12 protein-coding genes and 1 tRNA gene are annotated in these 11,754 nt (G+C 64.4%); 12 read left to right on the top strand and 1 reads right to left on the bottom strand.

Annotated features, from left to right (window positions below):
- Positions 1–83 precede the first annotated feature (83 nt).
- From OEG81_RS07800 to OEG81_RS07775, 6 genes are all read left to right on the top strand, one after another.
- A tRNA-Leu gene (locus OEG81_RS07800) sits at positions 84–168 on the top strand.
- Positions 169–336: 168 nt separating this feature from the next.
- Entirely contained in the window at positions 337–1,530 is a 1,194-nt protein-coding gene (dapC, locus tag OEG81_RS07795) for a succinyldiaminopimelate transaminase (protein ID WP_264132151.1), read from the top strand.
- Positions 1,531–1,620: 90 nt separating this feature from the next.
- Complete coding sequence (gene dapD, locus OEG81_RS07790; RefSeq protein WP_264132150.1) at positions 1,621–2,442, top strand: 2,3,4,5-tetrahydropyridine-2,6-dicarboxylate N-succinyltransferase; 822 nt, start codon at positions 1,621–1,623, stop codon at positions 2,440–2,442.
- A complete protein-coding gene (gene dapE / locus OEG81_RS07785; RefSeq protein ID WP_264132149.1) occupies positions 2,442–3,584 on the top strand; it encodes a succinyl-diaminopimelate desuccinylase in 1,143 nt (380 codons plus the stop codon). The genes dapD and dapE overlap by 1 nt, the downstream gene beginning before the upstream one ends.
- Before the next feature lie 11 nt (positions 3,585–3,595).
- On the top strand, positions 3,596–4,492 hold the full coding sequence (gene prmB / locus OEG81_RS07780; protein ID WP_264132148.1) for a 50S ribosomal protein L3 N(5)-glutamine methyltransferase: 897 nt from the start codon (positions 3,596–3,598) through the stop codon (positions 4,490–4,492).
- Complete coding sequence (locus OEG81_RS07775; protein ID WP_264132147.1) at positions 4,489–6,420, top strand: ABC-F family ATP-binding cassette domain-containing protein; 1,932 nt, start codon at positions 4,489–4,491, stop codon at positions 6,418–6,420. The genes prmB and OEG81_RS07775 overlap by 4 nt, the downstream gene beginning before the upstream one ends.
- An 18-nt stretch (positions 6,421–6,438) precedes the next feature.
- Here the strand turns inward: OEG81_RS07775 and OEG81_RS07770 are convergent, their stop codons facing one another.
- A complete protein-coding gene (locus OEG81_RS07770; protein WP_264132146.1) occupies positions 6,439–6,732 on the bottom strand; it encodes a DUF1330 domain-containing protein in 294 nt (97 codons plus the stop codon).
- Positions 6,733–6,930: 198 nt separating this feature from the next.
- Here OEG81_RS07770 and OEG81_RS07765 point away from each other — a divergent pair, with 198 nt between their 5' ends.
- The 6 genes from OEG81_RS07765 to OEG81_RS07740 are packed head-to-tail and all read left to right on the top strand — an operon-like array spanning position 6,931 to position 11,621.
- Positions 6,931–7,473 carry a carboxymuconolactone decarboxylase family protein gene (locus OEG81_RS07765; protein WP_264132145.1) on the top strand — a complete coding sequence of 181 codons (543 nt, stop codon included), beginning with the start codon at positions 6,931–6,933 and terminating at the stop codon, positions 7,471–7,473.
- Between the two features lie 18 nt (positions 7,474–7,491).
- Positions 7,492–8,616 carry an acyl-CoA dehydrogenase family protein gene (locus OEG81_RS07760; RefSeq protein ID WP_264132144.1) on the top strand — a complete coding sequence of 375 codons (1,125 nt, stop codon included), beginning with the start codon at positions 7,492–7,494 and terminating at the stop codon, positions 8,614–8,616.
- Entirely contained in the window at positions 8,616–8,783 is a 168-nt protein-coding gene (locus OEG81_RS07755; RefSeq protein ID WP_264132143.1) for a rubredoxin, read from the top strand. The genes OEG81_RS07760 and OEG81_RS07755 overlap by 1 nt, the downstream gene beginning before the upstream one ends.
- Positions 8,784–8,792: 9 nt before the next feature.
- Positions 8,793–9,614 (top strand): ABC transporter ATP-binding protein, encoded by an 822-nt coding sequence (locus OEG81_RS07750; RefSeq protein WP_264132142.1) that lies wholly within the window; start codon positions 8,793–8,795, stop codon positions 9,612–9,614.
- Positions 9,615–9,619: 5 nt separating this feature from the next.
- Positions 9,620–10,822 (top strand): ABC transporter substrate-binding protein, encoded by a 1,203-nt coding sequence (locus OEG81_RS07745; protein WP_264132141.1) that lies wholly within the window; start codon positions 9,620–9,622, stop codon positions 10,820–10,822.
- 22 nt (positions 10,823–10,844) lie between these two features.
- Positions 10,845–11,621, top strand: coding sequence for an ABC transporter permease (locus tag OEG81_RS07740; RefSeq protein ID WP_264132140.1), 777 nt, complete (start codon positions 10,845–10,847; stop codon positions 11,619–11,621).
- Positions 11,622–11,754 lie beyond the last annotated feature (133 nt).

The following is an 11,754-nucleotide window of genomic DNA, read 5'->3' as shown; positions in this document are numbered from 1 at the left end:
GCTGGCCCCAGGCTGCTTTCAGCCCCGTTCCGACATTGCGCGGGACTGAAAAAAAGCTATAATGTTTGGCTTGCCTAATGAATGCGAACGTGGCGGAATTGGTAGACGCACCAGATTTAGGTTCTGGCGCCGAGAGGTGTGAGAGTTCGAGTCTCTCCGTTCGCACCATATATTGTTTTTTGTGCTATCAGGCGCAATACCGGCTAAAGCCTTACCGGTGCAAAGACAAAAAGGCGCGAGATTGCCCCGGCCCATGCTTGCCAGGCGGCAGCGCAGCCAGGCAAGGTTGGATACGCTTGCTAAAATCGCCGGCCCACGCCTTTTGATCCGGCAACAATGAATCCCCGACTAAGCGCCCTGCACCCTTATCCCTTCGAAAAACTAAGGCGCTTGCTCGCCCAGGCTTCCGTCCCGCAATCCGCACCCGTCAATCTTTCCATCGGCGAACCCAAGCATGCCGCGCCGGCCTTGGTGATCCAGGCCATGCAAGAAGCCATGGGCGGGCTGTCGGTCTATCCGCCGACCAAGGGCGACCCGGCCCTGCGCTCGGCGATCGCCGACTGGATCGCCCGGCGCTACGGCATCGAACGCCCCGATCCCGATACGCAGGTACTGCCCGCCCTGGGTTCGCGCGAGGCGCTTTTCGCCTTCGCGCAAGCCGTGATCGATCCGGGCGCCGGCGCGCTGGTGGTCTGCCCCAACCCCTTCTATCAGATATACGAAGGCGCGGCCCTGCTGGCCGGCGCCCAGCCTTATTTCATCAATTCGCGGGCCGACCTTGGTTTCGGCTACGACTGGAAAGCGGTGCCGGCCGACGTCTGGCGCCGCACGCAGTTGCTGTTTGTCTGCTCGCCGGGAAATCCGGCCGGCAACGTCATGCCGCTGGAGGACTGGAAAACACTGTTCGCCCTGTCGGACGAACACGGCTTTGCCATCGCGGCGGATGAATGCTATTCGGAGATCTACTTTGACGAATCCGACAAGCCACTGGGCGCCATGCAGGCGGCTAGCCTGCTTGGCCGAAGCGACTACCGCAACCTGGTCTGCTTTTCCAGCCTGTCCAAGCGCTCCAACGTGCCTGGATTACGCTCCGGCTTCGTCGCGGGCGACGCCAGGCTGATCGGCCAGTTCCTTCTGTACCGCACCTACCACGGCAGCGCGATCAGCCCCGTGGTCTCGCAGGCCAGCATTGCCGCCTGGAGCGACGAGGCCCATGTCGTCGAGAATCGCCGGCTCTACCGTGAAAAGTTCGAGGCGGTCCTGCCCATACTGAAACCCGTGCTGGACGTGGACTGGCCCGACGCCGCCTTCTACCTGTGGGCCCGCACGCCGGGCGACGATGCCGATTTCGTGCGCGATCTTTACGGCGCCACCGGCGTCACCGCCCTGCCGGGCAGCTTCCTGGCACGCGAAGCGCATGGCGAGAACCCCGGCGCCGGCCGTATCCGGATCGCTTTGGTCGCTCCAAAGCAGCAGTGCGTCGAAGCCGCCGAACGGATCGCCGGCTTCATACGGGGCGCACGGAGCTAGACACCGGCCTCCTCCATCCCGGGCCGGCAGCAAGACGGCCCTGGATGTCCAAAACCCTCTTGCACTTCCCTCCATATAAGTAGAACGCCTATGACCACAGACCTGCAAAGCACAATCGAACAAGCATGGGATGCCCGTGCCGACATCTCCCCGACGTCCGGACACAGCGCCGTATATGAAGCCGTACAGGCTACGCTGGACGCCCTGGACCGCGGCCGCTTGCGTGTCGCCGAGAAAACAGGCGGCGAGTGGGTAGTGCATCAGTGGGTCAAAAAGGCGGTGCTGCTTTCGTTCCGCCTGGAAAACAATCGGGTCATGGGCGGCGACGGCCTGCGCTTCTATGACAAGGTGGCAACGAAATTCGAACGCTACGAAGCCCAGGACTTCGCCTCGGCCGGTTTTCGCGTCGTTCCCCCGGCCGTGGCCCGCAAAGGCGCGTTCATCGGCAAGAATGTGGTGCTGATGCCGTCCTACGTCAATGTCGGCGCCTATGTCGACGAAGGCACCATGGTCGACACCTGGGCAACCGTGGGCTCGTGCGCGCAAATCGGCAAGAATGTGCACCTGTCGGGCGGCGTGGGCATAGGCGGGGTGCTCGAACCCCTGCAGGCCAACCCCACCATCATCGAGGACAACTGCTTCATCGGCGCGCGCTCCGAAATCGTCGAGGGCGTGATCGTCGAAGAGAACTCGGTGCTGGCCATGGGCGTCTTCATTTCCCAAAGCACCAAGATATACGACCGGGCGACGGGCGAGATCACCTACGGCCGCGTACCCTCGGGCTCGGTGGTCGTGCCCGGATCGCTGCCCTCGGCCGACGGTTCGCACAGCCTGGCCTGCGCCGTCATCGTCAAGCGCGTCGACGCCCAGACCCGGTCCAAGACCAGCATCAACGAACTGCTGAGGGCCTGATGTCCGATTCCGCCGTCCTCCAATTGACCAGGGATCTTATTGCCCGGCCTTCCGTAACGCCCGATGACCAGGGCTGCCAGGACCTGCTCGCGGCCCGCCTGCAAGCGGCGGGCTTCACCTGCGAGACGCTGGCGTACGGCGACGTGAAGAACCTGTGGGCCCGGCGCGGCGACGCGGGTCCCTTGCTGGTGTTCGCCGGCCACACCGACGTCGTTCCGACCGGGCCGCTGGAACGCTGGGACAGCCCGCCTTTCACGCCGACCGAGCGCGACGGAAACCTGTACGGCCGCGGCGCGGCCGACATGAAAGGCTCGATCGCCGCCTTTGTGGTCGCCGCCGAAGAATTCGTGGCCGCCCATCCCGGCCACAGCGGCTCGATAGGCCTGCTGATCACCGCCGACGAGGAAGGCCCGTCGGTGGATGGCACGGTCAAGGTCTGCCAGGCGCTGTCGGCGCGGGGCGAGCAACTGGACTACTGCATCGTGGGCGAGCCCACCTCGGTGGACCGCCTGGGCGACACCGTCAAGAACGGTCGGCGCGGCTCGCTGTCGGGCCGGCTGACCGTGAAAGGCAGGCAGGGCCATGTGGCCTATCCGCATCTGGCGCGCAACCCCATCCATTTGCTGGCGCCCGCCCTGGTCGAATTGACGACGCAGGAATGGGATGCCGGCAACGAATATTTTCCGGCGACCACCTTCCAGGTTTCCAACCTGCATTCGGGCACAGGTGCGACGAATGTCGTCCCCGGCACGGCGGTGCTGGACTTCAATTTCCGCTTTTCCACCGCCAGCACGCCCGAAAGCCTGAAGGCGCGGGTCGCCGCCATACTTGAACGCCACGGGCTGGATTACGGCCTGGACTGGACGCTGGGCGGCGAGCCCTTCCTGACGCCGAAAGGCGGCTTGAGCAAAGCGCTGGAACAAGCCATACTTGACGAAACCGGAGTAGCGACACAGCTTTCCACGACCGGCGGCACTTCGGACGGCCGTTTCATCGCCAAGATCTGCAAGCAGGTCATCGAATTCGGCCCCATCAACGCCAGCATTCATCAGGTGAACGAGCATATCCGGCTGGATACCCTTGAGCCGCTGAAGAATATCTATCGCCGCACGCTCGGGCTCTTGCTGCCCGACCCAGACTGACCGGAGCCAGCATGCACGAAACCGCCCACCACGAACTGTTCACGCTGCGCGACCTGATGCGCTATGCCGTCAGCCAGTTCAACGCCTCGCGCCTGTCTTTCGGGCACGGCAGCGACAACGCCTGGGACGAAGCCGCCTATCTGCTGCTGCACACCTTGCACCTGCCGCTGGACACCCTGGATCCCTTCCTGGATGCGCGCGTCCTGCCCGAAGAACGCGAGCGTTTCCTGAAGCTGCTGGAGCGCCGCATCACGGACCACGTGCCCGCGGCCTACCTGACCGGCGAAGCCTGGCTTCAGGGCCACCGCTTCGTGGTCGACCCGCGCGTCATCATCCCGCGCTCGCCCATTTCCGAACTGCTGGCCGACGGCCTGAGCCCCTGGGTGGCGGATCCGGACGAGGTCGATTTCGTGCTGGACCTTTGCACCGGCTCGGGCTGCCTGGCGGTGCTGGCCGCCCTGGCCTTCCCGAATGCCCAGGTCGATGCGGTGGACATTTCCGAACATGCTCTCGAAGTGGCCGACCAGAACATCGAGCTGTCGGGGCTGGACGGGCGGGTCACCACCCATTGCAGCGATCTGTTCGACCAGTTGCCGCAGTGCGAATACTCGCTCATCGTCTGCAACCCGCCTTACGTCAACAACCACTCCATGGAGAACCTGCCGCAAGAGTACCGCCACGAGCCCACCCTGGCCCTGGCGGGCGGCGAGGACGGCATGGATCTGGTGCGCCGCCTGCTGGATCAGGCGCCGGACTTCCTGGCTCCCGGCGGGATGCTGGTCCTGGAGATCGGCAATGAATACTCGAATTTCATCGCCGCGTTTCCCGACCTGGAACCGGTCTGGCTGAGCACTGAAAACACCGAGGACCAGATCCTGTTGCTGACGCGGGAGCAATTGGCCCCGTGATCCGCGCCACTGGTTTGACACTGCGCCGCGGCACCAAAGTGCTGCTGGAGGAGGCCGATTTCGTCGTCAATCCCGGCGAGCGGGTCGGCATCGTCGGCAAGAACGGAGCCGGCAAATCCACCTTGTTTTCCCTGTTGCAAGGCAGGCTGGATCCTGATGCCGGCAGCCTCCTCATTCCGGCCGGCTGGCGCATCGCCAGCGTCGAACAGGAGATCAGCCACAACGACATGCCCGCGCGCGAGTTCGTCATCGACGGAGACACGCATTTGCGCGCCCTGCAGGCCGAGCGCGCCGCAATCCCCGACAGCAACGGCCACCGCATCGCCGAGCTGGAATCGGCGCTGGTCGAGGCCGATGCCTGGAGCGCTCCGTCACGTGCCGAACAGCTGCTGGCCGGCCTGGGCTTCGCTCCGGCGCAATGGATGAGTCCCGTCAAGAGTTTCTCGGGTGGCTGGCAAATGCGGCTGGCGCTTGCGCGGGCGCTGATGGCGCCTTCCGAACTGCTGTTGCTGGACGAGCCCACCAACCACCTGGACCTGGACGCCATGCTTTGGCTGGAGCGGTGGCTGGGCGCCTATCAGGGCACGGTCCTGCTCATTTCGCACGACACCGAATTCCTGGACGCCGTGGCCAAGGCTATATTGCATTTCGACCAGGCGAAGCTGCTGCGCTACAAGGGCGGCTATGAAGACTTCCTGACCCAGCGCGCCGAGCGCCTGCGCCAGACCCGACTGGCCTGGGACAGGCAGACGCGCGAAACGGCCAGGCTGCAAGGCTTCATCGATCGCTTCAAGGCCAAGGCGACCAAAGCCAAGCAGGCGCAAAGCCGCGTGAAGGCGCTGGCCCGCATGGAAGTCCTGGCGCCCTTGCAGGCGGAAGCGGGAATCGACATACGCATTCCCGAACCCACCAGCATGCCCGACCCCTTGCTGGTGCTGGACAAGGTTTCCACCGGCTACCAGAACGAAGACGGCGGCAGCCGCCGCATCCTCGGCGACGTACAGCTCATGGTGCGGGGCGGCGCCCGCATCGGTGTGCTGGGCGTGAACGGCGCCGGAAAAAGCACCCTGATCAAGACGCTGGCCGACGAGCTGCCGGTCCTGGCGGGCGAACGCCGCGCATCCCGGGGACTGGAGATCGGCTATTTCGCCCAGCACCAACTGGACATGCTGGACCCTGCATCCACGCCGCTGCAGCATCTGCTGCGACTGGCCCCGCAGACCCGCGAGCAGGAACTGCGCAACTACCTGGGCGGATTCGGCTTCAGCGGCGACACGGTGAACAGCCCGATCGCGCCCATGTCCGGCGGCGAAAAAGCCCGACTGGCCCTGTCGCTGATCGTCTGGCAAAAACCCAACCTGCTGTTGCTGGATGAGCCCAGCAACCACCTGGACGTGGACACCCGCGAGGCCCTGGCGACGGCGCTGGCCGAGTTCGCCGGCAGCGTGCTGCTGGTCTCGCACGACAGGCATCTGCTGCGCACGACGGTGGACAGCTTCTGGATCGTCGCCGACGGCGGCGTGCAGGAGTTCGACGGCGACCTGGAGGACTACCGGGACTGGCTGGCCGAGCGCAGCGCGACCGCGCGGGCCGAGGCCCGCAACGAGGCGCAGGCCGCGGCGCCCGAATCCGCGGTGGACCGCAAGACGCAGCGCCGCCAGGAGGCCGAGGAGCGTCAGCGCCTTGCCGTCCTGCGCAAGCCGCTGGACGCCCGATTGAAGAAAATCGAAGCGGACATGGAGGCGGCCGGCAAGCGCCTGCAAATGCTCGACGCGCTGATCGCCGATCCCGAATTCTATTCGGACGCCCGCCGTGAAGAGCGCCTGAAGGTGCTGGAGGAACACGGCGACCTGAGCAAGCGGCACGGCCTGCTGGAAGAGCAATGGCTGGAGATCCAGGAAGAGCTGGAGTCCTTGTCGGCGGGCTGACGGCGCCGGGGCGTACCGCTATTCCTCGTAGCTGACGATCACCACATCGGCCGCCTGCTGGCGTATCGGGACCAGCGCGCGGTAGGCCGCCGAATCGTGCCAGGCGTTCACCGCCGCCCGATCCGGAAAGCGTATCACCACGGTATCGGTATGGGCATGGTCGCCGGCCAGCACCTGGGCATTGCCGCCCCGGAACACCAAGGATGCGCCCCAAGGCGCGACCGTATCCGGGACCCGGCGGCAATACTCCGCCCATTTTTCCGCATCTTTGACGGTGATGTGCCCGATGATGTAGGCGCTTTTGCTTTCCATGTTGTCTCGCTTGTTGTTGGGGTTGGACACCGGCCTTTCTATTGCACCGCCATGCTACACCGTGGAGCTCCGTCTGGCGGTCGGCGCGGCGGGCAACATGCCGGAAAACGAATAAGGATATATTTTTATAGTATTTCAGTCTTAAGAGCCGGCTCTATAGAATAAAAAACAATATAAATTTCTTGCGAAGCCTTATCCATGAGCCGTCTTGCCATACAAACCGCCGACACCGCCCCCGAAGAAGCCAAAGACCGCGTGCTCGCGGCGCAAAAGAACAACGGCTTCCTGCCCAACCTGATCGGCGTCCTGGCCAATGCCCCCACCGCTCTGGAGACCTATCAGGTGGTCGGCGCCATCAATGCGCGCACCGGCCTGACGGCCGCCGAGCGCGAGGTCGTGCAGATTACCGCCGCCACGCGCAATGGCTGCGGCTTCTGTGTGGCGGGCCATACGGCCCTGGCCCGCAAGAAGCTGGCCATGCCCGAGGACATCATCCAGGCGCTGCGCAACACCGACGCCTTGAGCGATCCCAAGCTCAATACCCTGGCACAGTTCACGCTGGCGGTGCTGGACCTGAAAGGCCAGGTTTCCGACGAGGATCTCAGTGATTTCCTGGCCGCCGGCTACACCCAGGCCAATGCGCTGGAAGTGGTGCTGGGCGTCAGCCTGGCCACTTTGTGCAACTACGCCAACAACCTGGCCAGGACGCCCATCAATCCCGAACTCCAGGCATACGCTTAAGCCGGGGGACGGACTGAAATGAGCCAGACCGACACCCGTTCTTCGCTGCTCGACGCGGTGGCCGCACAGGCCCGGGCCGAGCTCGCTCCTCTTGTCCAGGCCATAGACCAGCAGGGGCAGTACCCCGGCGACTACATGCGCCGCCTGGGCGCCCTGGGCGGCTTCGGCGCCGCCATTCCCAGGGAATTCGGGGGGCAAGGCCTGGATCTGACAAGCCAGATCGAGGTCACGACGCTGGTCGGCAACGAATGCGGCTCGACGGCCTTCCTGGTGTGGTGCCAGTCCAGCTGCGCCTGGTATCTGCTGAACTCGCCGAATGTAGCGGTGCGCGAACGCTACCTGGCGCCGGTGACCAAAGGAGAACTCCTGTCGGGCACCGGCATGTCCAACGCGGTCAAGCATCTGGCGGGCATCGAAAGAATCCACCTCTCGGCTCGGCGCGAAGGCGACGAGTATGTGGTCAGCGGATCCCTGCCCTGGGTATCCAATGTGGGCGCGGACCACCTGGTGATCGTGGCCGCCTCGATCGAGGGCGAAGGCTACATCATGTTCGCCGCCCACGGAGGGCTGCCCGGCCTGGAGCAGCATCCCTGCCCCGCGTTCTCGGGCCTGGAAGGCACCCAGACGCTGAACCTGCGATTCAAGGACGTGCACATCCCGGCCTCCGCCGTGCTGGCTCATCCCGATCAGTTCCCCGCCTACATGAAGCGCATCAAGGGCGGCTTCGTGCTGGGACAGACCGGCATGGGCTTCGGCATCGTCCAGGCCAGCCTGAAGACCATACGCGAAACCAATGTCAGCCACGCCCACGTCAATGTGTTCCTGGACGATCAGGGCGACGAGCTGGCGCAGGAACTGGCCGATCTGAAAACGCGGACGGCCGCCCTGGCGCAATTGGCCCAGGAAGGCCGTGCGCCGCTGCTGGATGTGCTGAAAGCGCGGGCCCAAACCTCGGAACTGACGCTCAAGGCGGCGAACTCTGCCGTCCTGCATGCGGGCGCCAAGGGCTACCTGATGCGTCATTCCGCGCAGCGGCGGCTGCGCGAAGCCGTCTTCGTGGCCATCGTGACGCCCGCCCTGAAGCACCTGCGCAAAGAAATCCACGACCTTGAACAGAAGCAGGCCGTGGTCGAGGCCGCGTGATGGCCAGGCAATGGATGTGCGGGCCCTGCGGCCTGATCTACGACGAATCGGCCGGCCTTCCCGAAGACGGAATCGCGCCCGGCACGCCCTTCGAGGACATACCCGACGACTGGGTGTGTCCCGATTGCGGCATCGGCAAGGCCGATTTTTTTCTCATACCCGATTAAGAGCCCTGAATGACGAGAACCGCGTCATCCGACAAACAAGTCGTTCTGGATGCCCACGGCATCCATCTCGGCTACCCCCGGCCGAACGAGGCCGCCAATACCGTGCTGCGCGATTTTTCGCTGCACCTGGCCAGCGGTGAAACCGTCGCCATACTGGGCCCCAGCGGTGTCGGAAAATCGTCCCTGTTGCGCGTGCTCGCCGGCTTGCAGGCGCCCGACCAGGGTACGGTGCACGTCAAGGGCGAGCGCCTGCAGGGTCCGCACCCCCGGCTGGGCTTCGTGTTCCAGGATCCCAGCCTGCTGCCCTGGCTGAACCTGGAGGAAAACGTGGGCTTCGGCCTGGACTTCAAGCATCAGCCCCGGATCAGCCCGGCCGAGAAAAAGGCCCGTGTCCAGGAGGCGATTGCCGAAGTCGACCTGCTGCGCGCCAAAGAGCGCTACCCCAGCGAGCTTTCCGGCGGCATGGCGCAGCGTGCGGCCCTGGCCCGTAGCCTGGTGCGCCAGCCCGAAATCCTGCTGCTGGACGAGCCCTTCAGCGCCCTGGACGAGATCACGCGCAGCGAAATGCAAACTCTGCTGCAAGGCATCACCAGCCGCCATCAGACCGCGGCCGTGCTGGTCACCCACGACATCGACGAAGCCCTGATACTGGCCGACCGCGTGCTGCTGCTGGGCCTGTACCCGGGACGCCTCATCGGCCAGTGGGAGATCGGCCTGCCGCATCCGCGCGACGAAGCCGTGCCTGAACTGGCCCGCATCCGCCTTGAAATCATGCAGACGCTGCGCGACGCGCGGCGCGCCACATCTCCTTCCAATCACCTGGACTCCTGAACGCCATGAAGCCTCCCGTAGAGATCGCAGCCACCCTGGATGCACGCCGCCAGTTCCTGAAGCTGTCGACCCTGTTCACCGCCATGGGCGCCCTGCCCCTGCTGCAGATGCACAAGAAAGCCATGGCGGCCGAGCCCAATGCCCCCGTGCGGATAGGCTATCTGGCCGTCACGGATTCCACGCCCCTGCTGGTGGCGCACCACAACAAGCTTTTCGAGGCCCAGGGCCTGGAAGTGGAAAAGCCCCGCCTGTTCCGCAGCTGGGCGCAAATCGTCGAAGCCTTCCTGAGCGGCCAGGTCAACGTGGTGCACCTGCTGTCGCCCATGACGGTATGGGCGCGCTACGGCAGCCAGTCGCGCGCCAAGGTCGTGGCCTGGAACCACATGTCGGGCTCCGGCCTGACCGTGCTGAACGACATCAACGACGTCGCCGACCTGGGCGGCCGGACCGTGGCCATTCCTTTCTGGTATTCGCTGCACAATGTGGTGCTTCAGCATCTGCTGAAAAGCAAGGGTTTGGAGTCCATCAGCGAAGGCGAGCCAGGCCCGAAACAGGTGAAACTGGTGGTCATGGCGCCATCGGACATGCTGCCGGCGCTGGCCAACAAGCAGATCGCCGGCTATACCGTCGCCGAACCCTTCAACGCCTCGGCCGAATTGCTGAAGGTGGGCAAGATCCTGCGCTTCACCGGCGACGTCTGGAAGGACCATGCCTGCTGTGTCGTGCTGATGCACGAACACGATCTGGAACAGCGCCCGGAATGGACGCAGAAGGTGGTCAACGGCATCGTCCAGGCCCAGGCCTGGATACAGGAAAACCGCCAGGAAACGGCGCGCATCCTCGCCAAGGACAACCCGCAGCGCTATACGCCGCATTCCTATGAGACACTGGCCCAGGTGCTGGTGCCTGAACTGCTGGACACGGCGCTGTACGAAGCATCGGGCGCCATCGTGAACAAGGACTGGAAGGAAAAGCGCATCGACTTCCAGCCCTATCCCTTCCCCAGCTATACGGAAGAACTGGTCCGCAAGCTCAAGACCACTCTGGTGTCGGGCCGCAACGAATTCCTGCAATCGCTGGATCCGGCCTTCGTGGCCAAGGACCTGGTGGACGATCGTTACGCCAAGAAGGCCATACAGGACCTGGGCGGCATGTCGGTGTTCGGCCTGCCCGATACGTACACCCGTAGCGAAAGCATCACCCTCTAATTCATAACGGAAAGCACGGCATATGAACAAGGCACTGAAACGACCCAATCCCGGCGTGCGGCTCGCCCTGAGCCTGGGCGGTCTGTTCATCCTGCTGCTGCTGTGGGGCGCGGGCACGCGCATGCTGGAACAGAACATCGCGCTGGCCAACCTTCTGAGCCCGCGGGAGACCTTTCAAAGCCTGTATGCGCTGCTGGTCGAAAACCAGTTGACGCTGCATACGCTGACCAGCATGAAACGCGTGCTGATCGGGCTGGGCCTGGCCTTGCTGATAGGTGTGCCCATCGGTCTGGCCATAGGCAGCTCGCGCGCCCTGGAGAACAGCGCCAGCAGCGCATTCCAGTTCCTGCGCATGATCTCCCCGCTGTCCTGGATGCCGATTGCCGTCATGGTGTTCGGCATCGGCGATGCGCCCATTTATTTCCTGCTGACCTTCGCCGCCGTCTGGCCCATCATCCTGAACACCTCGGCCGGCGTGCGCCAATTGAATCCGAAGTGGCTGATGCTGGCCAAGAGCCTGAGCGCAACGCGCCGGGAGATCCTGTTCAAGATCATCGTGCCGGGCGTGCTGGGGCACATCCTGACGGGCGCCCGCCTGGCCATCGGCATCATCTGGATCGTGCTGGTGCCTTGCGAAATGCTGGGTGTCAGTTCGGGCCTGGGATATTTCATTCTGGACACGCGGGACCGGCTGGCCTATTCGGAACTGATGGCGGTCATCGTCCTGATCGGGGCCCTGGGTTTCATGCTGGACGCACTGGCGCAGAAAGCCTACCAGCGCTGGACGCACACCGCCTGAACAGCGTCGCCCCGCGACCCGGCGATGCCACTGCGGGCTGCGGGGCGCGGGGCTCGTGCAAGGTATTTTCTGACGCGTGCCGGGTGGCGGGGCAGGACGCACGCAGCGTATTCTTCTGACGCGTGCCGGGTGG

Source organism: Pollutimonas sp. M17 (assembly GCF_025836975.1).
GTDB lineage: Bacteria > Pseudomonadota > Gammaproteobacteria > Burkholderiales > Burkholderiaceae_B.
This window is presented reverse-complemented; position numbering and strand designations above follow the sequence as displayed.